This is a genomic window from Clostridium sp. 1001283B150210_160208_E6 (assembly GCF_015669365.1).
GTDB classification, from domain to species: Bacteria; Bacillota; Clostridia; order Clostridiales; family Clostridiaceae; genus Clostridium; species Clostridium paraputrificum.
In genome coordinates this window covers 18,264-38,036 of record NZ_JADPAA010000002.1, presented here as the reverse complement: position 1 = coordinate 38,036, position 19,773 = coordinate 18,264, and the positions used below count along the sequence as shown (strand labels likewise).

Sequence of the window (19,773 nt, the reverse complement as noted above, 5' to 3'; positions counted from 1 at the left end):
ACTGTTGCAAATATTTGCGACAGTTCCTTTTTTAAAATATATCAGAGTATTCAAGATTTGTCTTTTGGATAGAATCAGAGGAACTTTCATTTTGTTCAGTTAAGCTTTTAACTTTATATATTGGTAAGACTACAATAAATTCAGAACCTACTCCAGGTGAGCTATTAACCTCTATATGACCATTATGTAGTTCTATAACAGATTTGATTAAAGCTAAACCTATACCACTACCTTGTCCCTTAGAATATTTATCTGTATCTAACTGACTAAATCTATCAAATATAAATTTTTGCTTTTCTTTTGGAATACCAACACCAGTATCCCTTACACTAATGCTTAAGTCTTTATGGTTATATGTTAGTGTTACAAAGATATTTCCATTAGATGGAGTAAACTTTAAAGCATTAGAAAGAAGATTTAAAATGACTCTTTCAATATTATCTTTATCAAATAAACAATAAAGTTCTTCGATATTAGTATCAAAAATAAGGGTTATATCCTTATATTCAGCGTAAGGAACAGTACTTAAGGTTAAGTTCTCTACAACACTTACAATATCGTAATTATCTTTAGAAATGCTAAAAAAGCCTGCATCTATCTTAGTTATGTCAATTACGTTGTTTACAAGTTTTAATAATCGATTACTGTTATTTTTTAGGTATTCAAATTTGTTATTTATGTTAGGATCCTTTAAAACTATTTTATTTTGCTTTAAGTATAAATCAAAAAGTTGAATTGTACTTATTATAATATTTAAAGGATTTCTTAATTCATGTGAAAGATTAGCTATAAAATTATTTTTCATTAAATCCAATTTTTCTTTATCTCTTAATCTTATCTTGTTATGTATATATATAAATAAAATAAACATTGAAAATATAATTATTGCAGAGAAAATAATATTTCTTTTATTAGAATCTGAACTTTCAATTAGGGTTTCACCTGCTCCAATTTTTATGTAAGAGGTATCAGGGAGGTCAGTAGGTAAATTATATCTATCATTCATGTAAGTGTTTATTATAAATTCCTTATCAAAAGAAACATCCCTGTAACCAACATCTTTTATAGATAAAGTATTATTTATAATTGAAACTGCTGTATCTGAAATTGCTTTGGCAAGAACAGTAGCATCATAATTATATCCTCCAATATTAAATCTAGTTATAAATTCCCTGTAACCACCATAGACCTCATTAGTTGTCTTCCGGCTAATGGCTCTTATAGTAGAATATGAAGAACCAGATGTTAAATACTTTCCCCAATTATTACTTAAAAGCGAATCATAAACTATTGTTATTGTATCTTTTTCGCACAATAGAGGCGTTATTTTATCTTCTTCTCCAGTTGTTATAAAATTAAATTTTATATCTTTAGGGTTTTTAGATATATAAGAATTTATACTTTTAAATATAGTGGAACTTTTAAAGTTTGATCCTATTAAAAGATTAACTTTCTTTAGGTTAGGATGTATCTTTAGCAAGAAATCCATATATTTTGCGAAGTCATAATTCATATAGTATCCACCAAAGTTTTCGGGTAAATTAAACTTTTTTTCTTCAGTTAAACCAATGATTACTGGTGTGTCATTAAATAAATTAGAATAATTATTTTCAATGCATTGAAGACGGTTGCTATCTAGACAAATAATTAGGTCGAAATCTTTTAAATCAACGCTTTCATTTAAAGCATATGAAATAGAATCCTCAAAAAAGACTGAGTTAGGTAAATTTGAGGATATATAGCTTTTCAAAGTTGATAATAGTGATTCATCAAAACTTGTTTTATTATATGGAGTTAGTATAAGTATTGAATTAATGTTATTATCATGTATTGAGGCAAATACGTTTTGGGTAGGTATTAAAAAAAGTATTAAAACTAATGTGACTGATATAGTTTTAAAAAACTTGTTATTCATAATAAAACCTCCTATATTACAAGTAATATTTTACAATTATGTATATAAATAGTCAAGAAGTGCTGTAATATTTTGTCTGTATTAGAGGCGTTTGATTTATTAGAAATATTGATATAGAATAAAGATAAAATTATGTTAACAAGGAGGATAAATGCGTAAATTATTAAAGTTGATTTTTAATAGAATATTTATAGTTGGAGTATTAGTACTTATTCAATTAATAATTTTAATATTAGGAATATGGAAATTAAGTGAATCCTTTGTATATATGTATGCTTTATTTGTAATATTAAGTTTAGTAGTTGTAGTTTACATAGTTAGTAGAAAAGATAATCCATCATATAAATTAGCTTGGACCATTCCTGTTTTATTAGTTCCTGTTTTTGGGGGACTATTCTATCTTTTATTTGGTGGCAACAAAATTGGGAGAACCTTAAAGAAGCAAATAGATGCTGAGTATTACGAAGCAAAAGAATTACTAAAACAAGATGAAGCCGTTATTGAAGAAATAAAAGCCATAGATAAGAGTGTATATAATCAGGTGAAATATATTAATGATTATGCAGCTTACCCTATATATAAGAATTCTACCACTGAATTTTTATCTCCAGGAGAAGTATTTTATGAAAAGCTATTAGAAGAACTTAAGAAAGCAGAACATTACATATTTATGGAATACTTTATTATTCATGAAGGTAAAATGTGGGACAGTATTTTAGAAATCTTAGTGGAGAAGGTAAAAGAGGGAGTAGACGTAAGGCTTCTTTATGATGATATGGGGTGTATAACAACATTACCTAATAAGTATCATGAAAAGATGGAGAAGCTAGGTATAAAGTGTCAGGTATTTAATAAATTTATTCCTATACTTTCTATAATCGTTAATAATAGAGATCATAGAAAAATTACAGTAATTGATGGACATACAGCTTTTACAGGTGGTATTAACCTAGCAGATGAATATATTAATGAAGTTGTAAGGTTTGGCCATTGGAAAGATGCTTCTATTATGATAAAAGGTGAAGCTGTGTGGAATTTAACTGTAATGTTCCTTCAGGTATGGAATTTTATTGGATTTAATAAAGAGGATTACAATAAGTATAGACCTAAAATTTATCATTTGGATGAGTTTGGAAGTGATGGATATGTACAACCATATGGTGATAGTCCTTATGATAATGAGTTAGTAGGAGAAAATGTATATTTAAATATAATTAATAAAGCTAAGGATTATATTTATATAAACACTCCATACTTGATAATAGATAATGAGTTAGTAACAGCTCTAACTTTAGCTGCAAAAAGTGGAGTTGATGTAAGAATTGTAACACCATTTATTGAAGATAAATGGTATGCCCATATTGTAACAAGGGCATATTACGCTCAGCTTATTGAGGCTGGAGTAAAAATCTATGAATATACCCCAGGATTTATTCATTCAAAAACTTTTGTTTGTGATGATGAGATAGGTGTAGTAGGAACTATTAATATGGATTATAGAAGCCTTTACTTACATTTTGAATGTGGAGTTTTCTTATATAAGACTAAATCTGTAATGCAAATTAAAGAAGATTTCTTAAATATATTGGATGTATCACAAAATATAACTTTAGAGGATACTAAGAAGGTTAAATGGTCTAATAGATTCCTTAGAGCAATACTTCGAGTATTTGCACCACTTATGTAAAATTAATGTTTATAATTTAGAAAAGCTCCCTTTTAAAGGGAGCTTTTTTTGTGAAATTTCTTATAATACATAGTTATTAATGTACTTAATGCATAATCGTATACTAAAAATACTGGTTGGGCTAAAAGATACATAATTCCAACTGAGAATTTCATATCTATATTAACTCCAAATAGCTTTAGAGCTAATAGTCCAATAGTTAAAACTATATTAAAAAATACAAGTTTAATAACTATTTCAATAGGTATTTTATTTAATTTCTCTATAAAATGCTTAACTAAGCCATATACCCCAAAAAATAAGGCATACATTATGGAATAGTTAATAGGTAATATAAAGAATGATATTATAGTTGAAGCAACATAAACAAAAATGGATGTTTTAATATTACTTCTTATTAAACAAATAGGTATATATAAGGAGGCAAGTGTCATAATAGCTATTGTGTTTGTTGGAATAAGCAGTGTTAAATATAGTGTGACAATAGTTAATGCAACTAAAATTCCTCCAAGGGCAATATCTTTAGCTTTCATAATAAACCTCCATTATTTAACTAACAACAAGATATTAAATCTCCACCCATTGCTTCACAACAACAGTCTAAGCAAATTAAGTTAGTACAACAATCTGCTGAATTACCACCAGTTGTTCTGTAATATGGTTGGCCATACCCTCTAGCTCTTGAAGTTAATTGCTGTAATGTTTGTCTATATTCAAAGTTGTTTGGATCCATATTTGCAGCAGTTGTTATATTTTGAAGAGCAGTATCGTACCAACCTTTATTTGAGTGAACTACTCCCATTAAGAAGTACCATTCAGCATTTCTATCAGAAACCCTATTTAATATAGCTTCAGCAGCTGCTGTATTTCTTCTTTGAAGGTAAGCTCTTGCTTGTGATAGTTCAGAAGCAGAGTTTCCATAAGAATTATTGTTATATGAACTACTATTTGAATAAGAGCTTGATGTATTTGAACTGTAATTTCCTGAAGACTTACCACTTGTCAATTGGTTATAAGCCTCATTTACTTCAGCTAGCTTTTGTTGAGCTAATTCTTGAAGTGGGTTATCTCTATATTGATCTGGATGATATTGCTTTACTAATTTTCTATAAGCACTTTTAATTTCCTCTTGTGATGCACCTGGTTTTATACCTAAAACTTCATATGGATTCATTAAGAATCACTTCCTTTCATCTTTTTGCAGTTATTTATTATGGCAAGATATTTGTCCATCATTCCTAAGTTAATTATATTTTCTAAAATTTCTTTGTTCTTATGTAAATTAAGCTTATCTAAGGACTCTTTACATCTGCAACCACAACTTAAAATATTAAATTCAATTCTATCTCTAATTTGTATAATTAATTCCTCGTATGAAAGATTATTTGTATTATATAAATAATTTATTGGATTAAATTTATTCTTTTCCATATCTTCTTTAAGGTCATCTAAAGCGTCAACTAGATAAATCCATTTTCCAAGACCATATCCTAAATCATAGAGATTACTTCTTGATTCATCTGAATCATTTAATATTTCATTAGGGTAGTTCTTTAGAATTTCTCCAACAATTACACTAAAAGGATGACAAATCTCATCAATAGAATAAAAGTTTTTATTATCTTCATAGTTAGATAGAATTGATAAATTTTCTTTTATTATATCATTAATTTTTTGTACAGAGTGTGAAAATTTTCTTTTATAAGGTAATAAAGTAAGAGATAAAAATTTACTTTTTAAATCCTTATCATCTTTCACATCATCCAATACTTTAAAATAGAATAGTGATATATTCATTGCAGCAGCATAAGCTGTTGCTTCATTTTCAGTGACTATATTTCTCTTTTGTAGTGGGTGAGCTATACAGTTTTTATGAATTATATTTATCTTATTTTTATTTAAACTATCTAATAATATAGCTAAGAATGTCATATCATAGTTTAGAGTCATTCTAGGTATATTGCCGAAATCTCTTTTAATGCTGTTACAAACACCACAGTAATATGCTCTAAAAAGTTCATATTCTTTAACTTTTAATTCACCCTTTAGAGGAGTTACATATCCAAACATAAATATCTCCTTTTAAATAAATTTTTTGAAGAAGGCTTCATTTAATAATTATTATTATACATAATAGGTAAAAATGGTACAATACAAACATTGAGATTATTATGAAGCTTTAGTATACTTTAAATAACATGATAAATAATGGGGAATAATGCTAAAGATTAATAGATTATTTGGAGGCGATTTTTTATTGAAGGATTATATTCAGTTTAAAGATGTAAAAAAGATTTATAAAATGGGTGAAGTTGAAATAGAAGCATTAAGTGGAGTTGACTTTTCAATAAATAAAGGGGAATTTGTTGTTGTTGCAGGGGCAAGTGGAGCTGGAAAATCAACAATATTAAACATATTAGGGGGAATGGATTCTCCAACAAGTGGTGAAATAATTGTTGATGGAGTTGAAGTTAGTAAGTATAGCTCTAAAGAATTAACTACATACAGAAGATACGATATTGGTTTTGTATTTCAATTTTACAATTTAGTTCAAAATCTAACTGTTACTGAAAATGTTGAGCTTGCAACTCAAATTTGCAAAAATCCATTAGATGTAGCTGAAACTGTAAAAGCAGTAGGGCTTGAAAAAAGAAAGAATAACTTTCCTGCTCAATTATCAGGAGGGGAACAACAAAGAGTTGCTATAGCCAGAGCATTAGCAAAGAACCCTAAACTACTTCTTTGCGATGAACCAACTGGAGCATTAGACTATAATACTGGTAAGGCTGTATTAAAGCTGTTACAAGACACATGTAGGGAAAAAGGAATGACAGTAGTAGTTATTACCCATAACCTTGCATTAACTCCAATGGGGGACAAGGTTATTCAAGTTAAGAATGGTAAAGTTCACTCAATCAAGGTTAATGAAAATCCAGTTCCTGTAGAAAGGATTGAGTGGTAGTATGAAAAATGCACTGGTAAAAGATACAGTAAGAGAGATAAAAAAATCTTTTGGTAGATTTCTTTCTATATTTGCCATTGTAGGTATAGGGGTAGCTTTTTTTGCAGGAGTAAAAGAAGGTGAGCCTGTAATGAAAGCATCGGCAGATAAATACTTTGATGAATATAACTTAATGGATATAAGAGTTGTATCACCTATAGGCTTAACTGATGATGATGTAGCTGAAATTAAAAAACTTGATGGTATAAAGGGGATTTTCCCAACTCATAGTATTGATGTTTTAACAGAGATAAATTCATCTGAATTTGTACTAAAGGTTCATGGAATACCCTTAGATGATGCTAAAAATGATACTGACAACTACATTAATAGGGCAGAAATTAAGGAAGGTAGACTTCCTGAAAAGTCTGGAGAGTGTATAGTAGGTGCAGGTAATTTCAATGGTATGGGGGTAAAGGTTGGAGATAAGATTAAGCTTACATCTGGAACAAAGGATGATATAAGTGAAAATCTTAAAGTTAGTGAATTTACAATTGTAGGTATAGCTAATACACCTAACTACCTTTCTTTTGAAATGGGAAGTTCCAATATTGGACATGGATCTATTAATAATTTCATCATGATTCCAGAAGAAGATTTTAATATGGATATTTATACTGAGGTTCTTCTTACAGTGGATGGTGCAAAAGAACTAAATAGTTATAGTGATGAATATTTTGATGTTACAGATAAGGTGACTAAGCCTTTAGAAAGCTTAAGTGATGAAAGAAGTCCAATTCGTTTTGATGAGATTCTAGAGGAAAGTAGAAAAGAATTGGAAAATGGTAAAAAAGAATACGAAGAAAATAAGATTAAGTATGAAAATGAAATAAAGTCAAATGAAGAAAAACTTCAAGAGGGAAAAATTGATCTTATTATTAATGAAAAGGAATTAGATAGACAAGAAAAGGAATTTCCTACTCAAATTCAAGAAGGGAAGGATAAAATAGCAGCAGCAGAAAAAGAGTTGCAGGCTGGAGAAGAGGAGTATAATACAAATCTAAAAGCCTTTAATCAATTAAAGGAAGCAACAGAAGGTAGTATTAAAGAATCTGAAGATTACTTAAAGAATAATAAAGAAGAAGTTGATAAGTTAAGAGAGGAAGTTAAGCAATTGAAGGAAAAGCTTAATGATCCTAATTTAAGTGAAGCTGAAAAAGCCATAATTCAATTTGAAATTAATAGTAAAGAGTCTAAGATTAAAACTTATGATACTGTTTCCTATGTTGTAGAGGCTGGAAAGAAGCAAATAGCTAATGCAGAGCAGAAATTAAAAGATGGAAGAGCTACATTAGATTCTGGATGGGCTACTATAAAGAATGAAAAAGCAAATCTCGAAAAAGCTGAGATTGAGGGGAAAAATGCTTTTGTTGAAGGAAGAAAAAAGATTGAGGAAGGTAAGCAAGTCATAAAGCAAGGGGAAGAAGAGCTAGAGAGAGCTAAAAAGCTTGGTGAAGAAGAACTTGCTCTTGCAAAAGAGAAGCTAGATAAGGCTGAAAAAGACCTTCAAGATGCAAAAGCACCAGATTGGTATGTTTTAGATAGAAATAGTCACTATAGTTATATGGACTATGGTGCTTCAGCTGATAAAATAGGAGATATTGCTAATGTCTTTCCAGTATTTTTCTTTTTAGTTGCAGCATTAGTTTGTTTAACTACTATGACAAGAATGGTAGATGAGCAAAGAGGAACTATTGGTACATTAAAAGCACTTGGCTATAGTAAATTAAGTATTTCTTCTAAATATATAGTTTATGCAGCTGTGGCAAGTACATTAGGAGCATTGGTAGGGTTAGCTATTGGGGTAGTTCTTTTCCCAACAGTAATATTCTATGCATGGGGAATTATGTACACAGTTCCAAAGGTAAAGTTATTATTAGATCTACCTTTAAGCATAATATCTATTTTGGTAGCTGTATCAGTTACAACTTTAGCAGCTGTACTTGCGTGCTATAAAGAGCTTATTGAAACACCATCACTTCTAATGAGGCCTAAGGCTCCAAAGGAAGGTAAGAGAATTTTCTTAGAAAGAATATCTTTTATATGGAAGAGGATGAACTTTACAGAAAAGGTTACAGCGAGAAATATATTTAGATATAAGAAGAGATTCTTCATGACAGTAATAGGTATATCAGGGTGTACTGCATTACTTTTAGCTGGCTTTGGAATAAAGGATTCTATTAGCACAATTGCTTCAAAGCAATTTGGAGAAATTATTCAATATGATAGCCAAGTATCAATTGATAAAGAGGCTACTTTAACTGATAAAGAAGATTTATTTGATAAGTATAAGAATGATAGTAGAGTTGAAGATATTTCTGAAATGAGCACTTTTAATAGTAAGGCGATAGATAATGGAGAGGATAAGTCAGTAAAATTAATTGTACCTAAGAATATAAGTGAATTTAAGGACTTTATATCTCTTAGAGAAAGAAGTAGTCAAAAGGAAATTCAGCTTGATAATAGTGGAGTTGTTATTACTGAAAAACTTTCTAAATCCCTTGGAGTTAAAAAAGGTGATAAGATTACTATAGAAAATGAAGATGGAGATAGAAAGGAAGTAGAAGTATCAGCTGTTAGTGAGATGTATGTTGATCACTATGTATTTATGTCACCTGAATATTATAAGTCTACTTTTGGGGTGACTAATGAAATAAATACCTTAGCTTTAAAACTAAATGATACCTCAACAAAGGTAGAAGAAGTTTTAGGTGCAGAGCTTATGGATAATGATATAGTTAAGTCTGTTTCTTTCTATAGTGGATTAGTTAATAATTTTGATAATATGATTAGCAGTTTAAATATTGTAGTAATAGTACTAATTGTTTCTGCAGGGGCTCTAGCCTTTGTTGTACTTTACAATTTAACAAATGTTAATGTAAGTGAGCGATTAAGAGAAATAGCTACAATTAAAGTTCTTGGGTTCTATGATAATGAAGTTTCAGCTTATGTATATAGAGAAAATCTAGTACTTACTGCTATTGGTTCAGTAGTTGGTCTTGCCCTGGGAACTATACTTCATAGATTTATAATGATAACTGTTGAGTTTGATGCAATGATGTTTGGAAGAAATATAAATATTTTAAGTTATCTAATAGCTGTTGTAATTACTATGGGATTTGCTATTTTGGTAAACTTAGTAATGTATAAGAAACTTAAGAAGATACCTATGGTTGAATCATTAAAGTCTGTAGAGTAAATTAGGAAAAATAAGATAATAGAGATAATTAAAAGTAGGTGGAAACACAGCCGTTTGGCTGTGTTTCTTTCTTTATGTAAAGTAAGAAGTATTAGGTACAAGGTACGAGGTAAGAAGGTAGGGAGAAGATAATTTAGATAAAGTGAATAAATGAGGTTAAGGAAGGTAAGGAGGTAAAAAGGTAAAAAGGTAATGAGGTTAATGGAGATAATAAGGTTGGAGAAGGAAACTTTGCTGGCGCTAAAGTTTCTACAATAAGTAAGTCGGTGTGGTGGAGTGGGAGTTTTAGTTATGGGAGGTAGCTACTTTATTGGAAGAAGGTACTAAGTAAATATTATTTTGATGTTGTTATTGACGTATCTGGATTAAATAAAAGTCAAAGTGAAATTTTATATAATTCTTTTAATTTAAAATGGATTAAGAAGTTTATATTCTTAAGTTCTAGTGCGGTTTATGATGTGGAAAATAATAAAACTCCTTTTAGTGAAGATACTCCTTTGGGGAGAAATAAATACTGGGGAGATTATGGGACTAATAAAATAGAAGCTGAGGAGTTTTTTGAAAAATTTTTCTCAAAAACTAACTGTGATTTAATTATTTTAAGACCACTATATGTTTATGGAGAATACAATTATGCTCAAAGAGAAAGCTTTATTTTTGAGCATTTAGAAAATAATAGACTTATAATAATACCTAATAAGGGAGAGTTAAGGCTACAGTTCATATATTCAACTGATTTAGCAAATATAATAGTGAAATTAATTGAAAGTAATACTGAAGAAGTATGTATATTCAATGTTGGAAATAAAGAAGGAGTAACAATAAAAGAATGGATAAATTATTGTGAAAGAGTAGTTGGAAAAAAAGGAAAGGTTATAGAATATGACTATAAATCAAAGAATAGAAGTGAAAGAGATTTTTTTCCATTCTTCGATTACGATAATGTTTTAAATGTAAATAGAATTAAGAAAATATATAGTATTGAAACAGACTTTGAAAAAGGGTTAAAAAATGCTTACAAGTGGTATTGCGATAATAAAAAAAGTATTGTATTTAAGGAAGAAGTAAGAAGAAACGAAATAGAAATTGTAAAAGAAGAAATATAAAAATGTAATAGAGATAAAGAATTTTTTAAAGTCCAGGCTAGTTATAAAAATTTTTGAATACCAAAAGCAAGTTTTGGAACCTGTTGGATGGTTTGAAAAGTGACTTCTCATTAAAGCATGGTGAAGTCATTTTTTATTTGACTAAGTAACTGTTTTCATTTATACTTTAATTAAGTTATTTGGATAGTTATTGTTTAAAGACAAGCTAGACCTATTTGCATATAAAGGAAATCTTTTATGGTGTTTTCTTTATGTAAATAGGTCTTTTTTATTAAGGTGTATATTTATATATTTGTTTATTTATATATTTACATATTTATATAAATATATATTTTTATATTTATATGTTTATATATTTATATGTTTATATATTTATATATTTATTTAGGAAAGAAGGTTTTAAAATGGGATTTAGAAAAGATTTTTTATGGGGTGGAGCTACTGCTGCAAACCAATGTGAAGGTGGTTACAATGAAGGTGGAAGAGGTTTAGCTAATGTTGATGTAGTTCCAATAGGTAAGGATAGATTTCCTATTATAGCAGGTGAAATGAAGATGTTTAATTTTGATGATGAGCATTTTTATCCAGCTAAGGAAGCTATAGATATGTATCATAATTATAAAGAAGATATAAAACTATTTGGAGAAATGGGATTTAAAACATATAGATGTTCAATTGGATGGAGTAGAATTTTCCCAAATGGAGATGATGCTGAACCAAATGAAGAAGGACTTAAGTTCTATGAGGATTTATTTAAAGAGTGTCATAAATATGGAATTGAACCTTTAGTTACAATTACTCACTTTGATTGTCCTATGAACTTAGTTGAAAAATATGGAGCTTGGAGAAATAGAAAGCTTATAGGATTTTATGAAAAACTATGTAGAACTATTTTTAATCGCTATAAAGGATTAGTAAAATATTGGCTAACATTTAATGAAATTAATATGATTCTTCATGCACCATTTATGGGAGCAGGTATCTGTTTCGAGGAAGGGGAAAATAAGGAACAAGTTAAGTATCAAGCAGCACATCATGAATTAGTTGCAAGTGCATTAGCTACTAAAATTGCCCATGAGATAGATCCAAATAACATGGTTGGGTGTATGTTAGCGGCAGGTCAGTATTATCCATACTCATGTAAACCAGAGGATGTATTTGAGGCTTTAAATAAGGATAGAGAAAATTATTTCTTTATTGATGTACAATCAAGAGGTGCTTATCCTGCTTATGCTTTAAAGGAGCTTGAAAGAAAGGGAATTAATATAGATATGGAAGATGGAGATAAGGAACTGTTAAAGAATCATACAGTAGACTTTATTTCATTCTCTTATTATTCATCAAGATGTGCTTGTGCAAACCCTGATGACAATTCAAAGACTGCTGGAAATATTTTTGCATCAGTAAAGAATCCTCATTTAAAGGCTAGTGAATGGGGATGGCAAATAGATCCACTTGGATTAAGAATAACAATGAATAATTTATATGATAGATATCAAAAGCCATTATTCATTGTTGAAAATGGATTAGGCGCAGTGGATATACCAGATGAAAATGGTTATGTAGAAGATGATTATAGAATTGATTATTTAAGACAACATATAAAAACAATGAAGGATGCTGTAGAGCTTGATGGAGTTGATTTACTTGGTTACACTACATGGGGATGTATTGACCTTGTAAGTGCAGGTACAGGAGAAATGAAAAAACGTTATGGCTTTATTTATGTAGATAAGGATAACGATGGAAATGGAACATTAAGAAGAAGTAAGAAGAAGAGCTTTGAATGGTATAAGAAGGTTATAGCTTCTAATGGTGAAAATATAGAATAGTCTGATTTTTCTTCATTTTTATTTAATATCCATAGAACTATTATATGTTATAATATGTATAATTTATTGGAGGTGTTAAGATGAAGAAAAAGACTGTAATGATGGTTACTTTAGCAGTTTTATCATTCTTGTTAATAGGTTGTGCTAAAACAGAAGAGAGTAGTGCTAAAAAAAATAAAATTGAGCCTACTATTCCCAAGGTTACTACACAGCAAGATGTGGGGGCAGACATGGTGATGCTTGATTTTGCCTCTGATGATAAAATTATTTTTCATGGATACTTTGGACTTTTTGTGTATGATTTAAATACAGAAAAGATTACTCAAAGTATTGATTTAGAACCAATTAATTGTAATTTTACTCAAGGTGATAATACATGCGTGGTTACAGTTAATAAAGATGGAAGGGAAGTAAATCTTCATCCTATCTCAAGTGAAAATATGTATGTATATAAGCTTGATGATAATACCTTAGAAAAGAAAGTTTATATAGAAATGTCAGATCCTTTTAAGATGTCAGAAGCTCCAAGAGATATTGATGAGAAAAACTATTCATATGTTTCTGGAAGTGTAAAATTTTCTGATGGAGATATAGGATATCTAGCAGGATATGATATGACTTTAGGGTCATTAAGATATGTTAGAGGAGACAAAGAATACGTTATTTTTAAATAAATAAGAAAAGGTGCATCTAAGTAATAATACTTTGATGCACCTTCTCATTTTGGAAATTAGGTGTTTATTTTTTATAAATAAGTCAATCCTTAAAATGTATAACATTAAATTTGGAGTGACTTATGAATACATTTATTAAGAATTATAGTTATGAAAGCATAGTGAAAAAATTTAAGATATTATACTTTCTTAATGTAGCGGATATTATATTTACCCTAGTTTTATTGCAAACAAACCTTTTTGAAGAAGGAAATAAAGTTATGGCAACAATAGTAGATAATCCTATAAAAGCGGTATTTGTTAAAGTAATTTTAGTATTTATTCTTATAAGGTTTATTTCATATAGGATGAAAGATGCAACCTTAAAGCAATTAAGGATATCAAACTATATATTAATAGGAATAACTATATTGTATTTTTTGGTTTTGCTTACACATATTTTAAATATATCATTAATAATAAGTATATTTTTAACATATAGTTAGGTCAGCGTCAAAACGAGAATTACACCAATGGCAACCACGATAGTTTTCAGTTTCACATAGGATTTGAACATCATCTTCACATTCTAACATTATAATATTTTCTTCACTTATGTTATTTATGTAGCATAAAGATGATTCATTATCAAGGTCATGAATGAGTTTTGTGTCTTTGTCGCCTATGTATCTCATTCCATCATAAGGAAAGTTATAGCGTAGCATAAAAATATTCCTCCTATGACTTGTTTTAATATAGAAATATGTTTAAAACATATAAAAAATTACTGAAATAACTAGAAAATTTCTATACTTGAAGGAAAGTTAAGGTGGCATTATAATAGAGTTAATAGAACAAAAAGGGGAGAGTAGTTTGCCTAAGAAGATATTAAACCTAGATGAAACAATTTTCCAAGCTGCATGGAAGTTATTTAGTAATGATGGATTTGATAATGTGGATATGAAAGCTATAGCAAAGGAATGCAATATAGCAGTAGGCACTTTATATAATTATTATGATAATAAAAGGGATTTGTTTTTAAAAGTTTTAGATGCTAGTTGGAATAACACCTTTGAAAAGATAGAAAAAGTAATGAATGAAGATAATAATAATGATAAAGTATTAGAAAGTATAATTAAAATTTTATATGAGGATATAAAGGTTAGGCGAGGAATTGGTAGCAATCTTTTAAAAAGTGAGGCAATAAGTAAAACAGAAAATAGAAATATAGAAAATGGTATTATAGAAAAGATTTATAGTTATGTAATTAATGCAATTAATATAGAAAATCAATACATAAATATAGAGTATAGAGCTCAAAAGCTTACACACATCATTTTGTGTAATATAGTTTTGCTTGCAAGGTTATATCCAGAAGATGATAAAGCTAATATAGACTTTTTAATTAAGATAGTTCATGATAATTTAAGATAGAAAAAGTTAGTTCTCTAGTAATATAGAGGACTTTTTTTTTATGTGCTTTAATATAATCTAATGTGGCAAGTTAAATTTTTAGCTAGAGGAGTGATAAAGTGAATAGTTTTTATGAAAGCTTAGACCTAGCTAAAGAAATGATTAAGTTTGAAGTAAATGATAAAATATTGACTTTAGCTTCTAAGGATTTATGTAAAATGTTAAATGTAAAAGGCTTAATATATAAGCTTTCTTGTGGAGGAGAATATATAAACCACTATACAAAGCATATAATCAATAGGCTTATATCTAATAAGCAGTTAAAAGGAATATATCTATATAATATGTACTCTATTTTATTATTTCTACAGGATGAATGTAATAGTAAATATCTATCAAGTACTGGGTTAAGTAGGGATGATATTCCTAAGGTACGATGTTTTGTATTAAGGGCTTTAAAGGATAAAAGATGGAGAAATGTTATTTTAGCTGAATTAAATTCTTGCAGTGAAGGACAGGTAATTAAATTAGCTAAAGTTAATAATTTAGCTGGTTTTAAAATTAATGATGAATTATTTGTAATGTTAAGAGATAGCCATTCATTAAAATGGAGGGGTTATATTTTTCTTATATTTACTTTGGATAGTGAGGGGCTAGAGAAGCTGTTAAAACTATTCATTGAAAAGGCCGATATAGTAAATATAAAGTATCCAATACTTGAACCAAAAGAGAAAAGAAGTGATGAATATATAATTATTAATAGACTACTATCTTGTAGGAGTGAATATTCAAAAATATATGAAGATATACTTGATTTAGTTATTGATTGTAAGGATGAAGGAATAGTTTTAAAAGCATTAAATGTAGTTAATAAGTGGAACATACCATATTATAAGAAAATTAGTAAAGCAAGAATAGATGAGTTAATTAATAACTCTAAAGATGAAAGATATAAGTGCATGTTAATTAAGATAAAGGAGTCACTTAATGAGGGGGATTTTTTATGCTAGATTTTAGGATATTTAAAGAAGAAGAGGAGATAGAAGATGAAAAAAAGGAACCTCTTATTTGTACAGGCTGTAAAAAGGTAATCACAGGAGATTATTTTTATGATAAGATAACACAACAAATTTATTGTTCAAAAGAATGTTATTTGGAACAAATTGAAAAAGAATATTTTGATTAATGGCTGTATTATCTAACCTTTTCGGTACATACTAACATTGTACTAATGAGGAAAGGAGTAGATAGTGTGCCTATACCTATAGTCACTTCAATTATTTCTGCAATCTCTATTATTATAGGTTCTTTAGTTGGAGCGTATTGTAGTTGGATTATTAATAAGAATATGCACAACAAGGAGATAGAAGATCAACAAAAGATTTTAAAAGAAAATAGATTTTATGAGGAAAAGTATAGAGTTAAAGAAGTCTGTAACAATGCTAATGTAATAAGGTTAGATATAGCAACTTCACTTTTTCAAAGTATAAGAAGTCTTCAAAATACAGAGGAAGAGAAGAAGTACCTATATTTGTTACCTATAAATAAAAATTACTCTGCTTCTGTAGCAAGCTTAAGTGATAAGTACTCTTTAAAAGAATTAAGTTATCTTTATCAACTTTATGGAATTATTGAGAAGGTAAATAGAGATATTTATAGTTGGAATACTTCAGATAATTATGCTTATGAAAGAGTTAAGAAGGGATTTAATTGTATATTATATAAGATTTATGGTGACAACGTAGATAAAATTTTGAAGGTAGATGCAGATAAAATATCCTATAATGAGCTTTATAATAATGAATATATAAGAGAGTCTTATAAAAATCTATTAAGTAAATTAGATGATTTATGTTTAGTTGAAAATCTTCTTAAAGAAAGAGAGAATACTGAGATTAAGAAATAATTAAGAAATGCTAAGAATTTATTAATTGACCTTTATAATAGATGTATATAGAATTAAAGTGTACTACTAGATGTAGTACACTTTATTTTTTAGGAGGTTATAATCTTGAAAAAATCCATGATACTTGCCTTAAGTGGTTTTTTTATTGTAGCGACCATAATGCTATGTACGAATACTAATAAGGCATATGAAAAGACGAAACACTTTAATTCACCAAATGAAATTATTGAAATAATAAACCATAAACAGCTAGGAGCATTAAATAAGGATGGAGAGTTTGTTACAACTTCTGATTTTAAGGAATGTTTATCTAAAAGGAAGAGGGTAACATATTCAAATTTTAATTATTATCGAATTGATGGGGAAATACTTCCTGAGAAAAATACTAAAGATAGTAAAAAAGTTATTCTAGATGATTATAAAAATAGAATTAGTAGGTTGGAAGGTTATACTGTACCTGATAAGTTAGAGACCTTAACATTAACAGGTAAGGGATATCCTACTGATAATTTATATATGCAAAACAAAGAGGTTGAATATATTAAATCAGAAGATATAGATATTAATATTGTATTTGTAGATGAGGGTGAAGGTTGGGTAATTGATTATTTTTGGATTTCAAGTGATGGGGAAGAAGATGTTTTATATAATCAATAATAATAGACCTATATATGAGCAAATTAAGGATAAGTTTATTGAACTTATTATAAATAATGCCTTAAGAGAAGGTGATAAATTACCTTCTGTTAGAGAACTTGCATCAATGCTTACAGTAAATCCAAATACAATTAGTAAAGCCTATAATAAATTGGAAGATGAGGGTATGATAGAGACTTTAAAAGGTAAGGGAACTTTTGTAAGAGTTGGAGCTAAGGAATTAGTTTTAGCTTACAATTATGAGATGTTAATGAACAAAATTAAAGATGTATTAGAATCAGCAAAAAATTTAAATATTAAATTTAACGCATTAGTTGATTTAGAAAAACAAGTCTTGGACAAGTTGGAGGGGAAGTAAGTGATAGAAATTAAGGACTTAACCCTTAAATTAGAGGATAAGGATATATTAAAAAATATTAATTTATCCATAGATGAGGGAAAGATATATGGACTTATTGGGCCAAATGGAGTTGGTAAGACATCTCTTATAAAATGCTTAACTGGAATTTATAAAATAACTACAGGGGAAATACTATATGATGGAAGTAACGTATACGATAATGCTGAAGTAAAAAAGAATATAGCATATGTAGCAGATGAAAATAATTTCTTTACTTCTTTTTTAGTAAGGGATGTTATAAAGTATTATAAATTAGCCTATGATAATTTTAATGAAGAGAAGTTTCACAAAATAAATAAAGTTTTTAAGATACCGTTAAATAAAAGGCTTCATCAGTTATCTAAAGGTATGAAGATGAGAACATTTTTAATGCTTGGATTTGCACAAGAAGCAAAATATATAATTTTAGATGAACCCACCTCAGGATTAGACCCAATATTAAAAAATAAATTACTTAAATTAATAATTGAAGAGGTTTCAACTAGGGGAACAACTATTATAATTAGCTCTCATCATTTAAATGAATTAGAAAAAGTTTGTGATGAAGTTGTTATTTTAGATGGAGGGGAAGTTTCATATAAAAATACTCTAGAAGAGATGAAAAAGAAGATTAAAAAGATACAAGTTGCCTTTGATGGCCCAGTTTACGAAGAAGATTTAAATATTAAAGGTATATTTAAAATGTCCAAAGTAGGTAGAGTATTTACTATATTAGTTGATAATTATGGAGAAGAGTTTATAGAGGAAATTAATAGGTTTAAACCACTATTTATAGAAGAAATAGACTTGAACCTAGAGGATATATTTATATACAAGTTAGATGAGGGGGATATTAATGAAAAAATATTATAATAAAGCACTTTTTTATCAATCCTTCTATAATGGAAAATGGGGAATATTAGGTGGTAGTATTCTTTTCTTTTTAATTATGTATTCTAGTATGAGTGGTAATTTGAATAACTTAAAATATCAAATAAGTAATTTAGAAGGTAACTCTATATATTTAAATAGTTCATTTTTTGTCATTAGTACATTTTTAATAATACTATTAGTATATGTTATGATTACTGGCTTTAATAAAAGAAACAATATTACCTTTATTACAAGTGGGCCATATACTAAGGAAGAAGTTAAGAGGAATGAATTTTTATTTTTATTCTTTACTTTATGCCTATTTACTTTAGTTGCAGCTTATGCAATTATGTGTGTTTATATAAGAAATAAGGATTTATTACCTTATATTTTTAACCCTTGGGGATATTCTATATTTATTTTAATTAAAATTTTTACTTTAGGATTAGCTTTTATTGTTTATTTATCATTTATGGATATGTTTTTTTCAAATTTAATATTCACATTAATAGCATTAGTAGGTTTTCCTATGGCAATTTTCTTTGATGCGTTAGTAATTGGTCAGGTATATTTTTATAGAGTAGATATCTATAATACAACTGCTTTAAGGACTTATGATGTATTAAATAGTATTATGAATTATATAGGAGATATAATTAGTTTTATAAGCTATGATTATACATTTTATAGAGGTAGTAGGTATGTTTTATTTATAATAATAGCTTATTTATTAGGATCCATTTTTGTATATTATTTATCTAAATTTATTAATAAGAAGATTATTATAAATAACATAAATAAGTTTTTTGTTTTTCCTTTAGTGGGAAAGATAACAATTTTTACTGGTGTGTTTTCTATTTTCTTAGGAGGACTTTATTACATAATAGTATTGGGGGACTTTAATTGGTTTTTATCAAAAAATGAAATATATATTAGTAATTTTGTTTATGTATTAGGTATTACTTTCATACTAGGATTAATTATAGTTGTTTCTATATACTTAACTAAGATAATCTTAAAGAAAGTTAACAAATATATTTAATATTACTGGTACACCTAATATTTCTTTTAGCTTAAATTACCTTAGGTGAATGAAATTTTATTTAATTATGTAAAAGTTTTTTCATGTAGAACAAATTTCTATTCTTAAGA

20 protein-coding genes are annotated in these 19,773 nt (G+C 28.0%); 15 read left to right on the top strand and 5 right to left on the bottom strand.

Annotated features, from left to right (window positions below):
• Window positions 1-31 precede the first annotated feature (31 nt).
• Entirely contained in the window at window positions 32-1,915 is a 1,884-nt protein-coding gene (locus tag I4V16_RS02850; protein ID WP_195966500.1) for a HAMP domain-containing sensor histidine kinase, read from the bottom strand.
• A gap of 151 nt (window positions 1,916-2,066) precedes the next feature.
• Between I4V16_RS02850 and cls the strand changes: the two genes are divergently transcribed.
• Window positions 2,067-3,602, top strand: coding sequence for a cardiolipin synthase (gene cls, locus I4V16_RS02845; RefSeq protein ID WP_195966499.1), 1,536 nt, complete (start codon window positions 2,067-2,069; stop codon window positions 3,600-3,602).
• 32 nt (window positions 3,603-3,634) lie between these two features.
• Here the strand turns inward: cls and I4V16_RS02840 are convergent, their stop codons facing one another.
• From I4V16_RS02840 to I4V16_RS02830, 3 genes are read right to left on the bottom strand one after another with little or no spacing between them, the layout of a single operon-like run.
• Complete coding sequence (locus tag I4V16_RS02840) at window positions 3,635-4,135, bottom strand: hypothetical protein (RefSeq protein ID WP_049178241.1); 501 nt, start codon at window positions 4,133-4,135, stop codon at window positions 3,635-3,637.
• Window positions 4,136-4,155: 20 nt separating this feature from the next.
• Window positions 4,156-4,776 (bottom strand): J domain-containing protein, encoded by a 621-nt coding sequence (locus tag I4V16_RS02835; RefSeq protein WP_099329573.1) that lies wholly within the window; start codon window positions 4,774-4,776, stop codon window positions 4,156-4,158.
• A complete protein-coding gene (locus tag I4V16_RS02830; RefSeq protein ID WP_049178239.1) occupies window positions 4,776-5,672 on the bottom strand; it encodes a DUF5685 family protein in 897 nt (298 codons plus the stop codon). Before I4V16_RS02830 ends, I4V16_RS02835 begins: the two co-directional genes overlap by 1 nt.
• Window positions 5,673-5,859: 187 nt before the next feature.
• On the opposite strand from I4V16_RS02830, the gene I4V16_RS02825 reads away from it, so the two are divergent.
• The 6 genes from I4V16_RS02825 to I4V16_RS02800 all read left to right on the top strand — a co-directional run bounded on the left by I4V16_RS02825 (window position 5,860) and on the right by I4V16_RS02800 (window position 13,899).
• On the top strand, window positions 5,860-6,564 hold the full coding sequence (locus tag I4V16_RS02825) for an ABC transporter ATP-binding protein (RefSeq protein WP_099329581.1): 705 nt from the start codon (window positions 5,860-5,862) through the stop codon (window positions 6,562-6,564).
• A gap of 1 nt (window position 6,565) precedes the next feature.
• Window positions 6,566-9,802, top strand: a complete 3,237-nt coding sequence (locus tag I4V16_RS02820; protein ID WP_049178236.1) for an FtsX-like permease family protein — start codon at window positions 6,566-6,568, stop codon at window positions 9,800-9,802.
• 350 nt (window positions 9,803-10,152) lie between these two features.
• Window positions 10,153-10,908, top strand: coding sequence for an NAD-dependent epimerase/dehydratase family protein (locus I4V16_RS02815; RefSeq protein ID WP_080351824.1), 756 nt, complete (start codon window positions 10,153-10,155; stop codon window positions 10,906-10,908).
• 404 nt (window positions 10,909-11,312) lie between these two features.
• Complete coding sequence (locus I4V16_RS02810) at window positions 11,313-12,740, top strand: 6-phospho-beta-glucosidase (RefSeq protein WP_049178235.1); 1,428 nt, start codon at window positions 11,313-11,315, stop codon at window positions 12,738-12,740.
• 80 nt (window positions 12,741-12,820) lie between these two features.
• The gene (locus I4V16_RS02805) at window positions 12,821-13,414 is read left to right on the top strand and encodes a hypothetical protein (protein ID WP_049178234.1); all 594 of its coding nucleotides are present in this window, start codon (window positions 12,821-12,823) and stop codon (window positions 13,412-13,414) included.
• Window positions 13,415-13,536: 122 nt separating this feature from the next.
• On the top strand, window positions 13,537-13,899 hold the full coding sequence (locus I4V16_RS02800) for a DUF5658 family protein (RefSeq protein ID WP_049178233.1): 363 nt from the start codon (window positions 13,537-13,539) through the stop codon (window positions 13,897-13,899).
• On the opposite strand, the gene I4V16_RS02795 is transcribed toward I4V16_RS02800, so the two are convergent.
• Window positions 13,885-14,118 carry a hypothetical protein gene (locus I4V16_RS02795; protein ID WP_049178232.1) on the bottom strand — a complete coding sequence of 78 codons (234 nt, stop codon included), beginning with the start codon at window positions 14,116-14,118 and terminating at the stop codon, window positions 13,885-13,887. The genes I4V16_RS02800 and I4V16_RS02795 overlap by 15 nt on opposite strands.
• 148 nt (window positions 14,119-14,266) lie before the next feature.
• Between I4V16_RS02795 and I4V16_RS02790 the strand changes: the two genes are divergently transcribed.
• The 8 genes from I4V16_RS02790 (at window position 14,267) to I4V16_RS02755 (ending at window position 19,663) form a co-directional block, all read left to right on the top strand.
• A complete protein-coding gene (locus I4V16_RS02790) occupies window positions 14,267-14,827 on the top strand; it encodes a TetR/AcrR family transcriptional regulator (RefSeq protein WP_195966498.1) in 561 nt (186 codons plus the stop codon).
• A gap of 98 nt (window positions 14,828-14,925) precedes the next feature.
• On the top strand, window positions 14,926-15,816 hold the full coding sequence (locus tag I4V16_RS02785; RefSeq protein ID WP_049178230.1) for a hypothetical protein: 891 nt from the start codon (window positions 14,926-14,928) through the stop codon (window positions 15,814-15,816).
• A complete protein-coding gene (locus I4V16_RS02780) occupies window positions 15,810-15,992 on the top strand; it encodes a hypothetical protein (RefSeq protein ID WP_049178229.1) in 183 nt (60 codons plus the stop codon). The genes I4V16_RS02785 and I4V16_RS02780 overlap by 7 nt, the downstream gene beginning before the upstream one ends.
• 66 nt (window positions 15,993-16,058) lie before the next feature.
• Entirely contained in the window at window positions 16,059-16,712 is a 654-nt protein-coding gene (locus I4V16_RS02775; protein WP_049178228.1) for a hypothetical protein, read from the top strand.
• A gap of 105 nt (window positions 16,713-16,817) precedes the next feature.
• A complete protein-coding gene (locus I4V16_RS02770) occupies window positions 16,818-17,369 on the top strand; it encodes a hypothetical protein (protein WP_099329569.1) in 552 nt (183 codons plus the stop codon).
• A complete protein-coding gene (locus I4V16_RS02765) occupies window positions 17,338-17,727 on the top strand; it encodes a GntR family transcriptional regulator (RefSeq protein WP_243123440.1) in 390 nt (129 codons plus the stop codon). The genes I4V16_RS02770 and I4V16_RS02765 overlap by 32 nt, the downstream gene beginning before the upstream one ends.
• Entirely contained in the window at window positions 17,728-18,621 is an 894-nt protein-coding gene (locus tag I4V16_RS02760; RefSeq protein WP_099329567.1) for an ABC transporter ATP-binding protein, read from the top strand.
• Window positions 18,605-19,663 carry a hypothetical protein gene (locus I4V16_RS02755; protein ID WP_099329566.1) on the top strand — a complete coding sequence of 353 codons (1,059 nt, stop codon included), beginning with the start codon at window positions 18,605-18,607 and terminating at the stop codon, window positions 19,661-19,663. The genes I4V16_RS02760 and I4V16_RS02755 overlap by 17 nt, the downstream gene beginning before the upstream one ends.
• The last annotated feature ends 110 nt before the right edge of the window (window positions 19,664-19,773 follow it).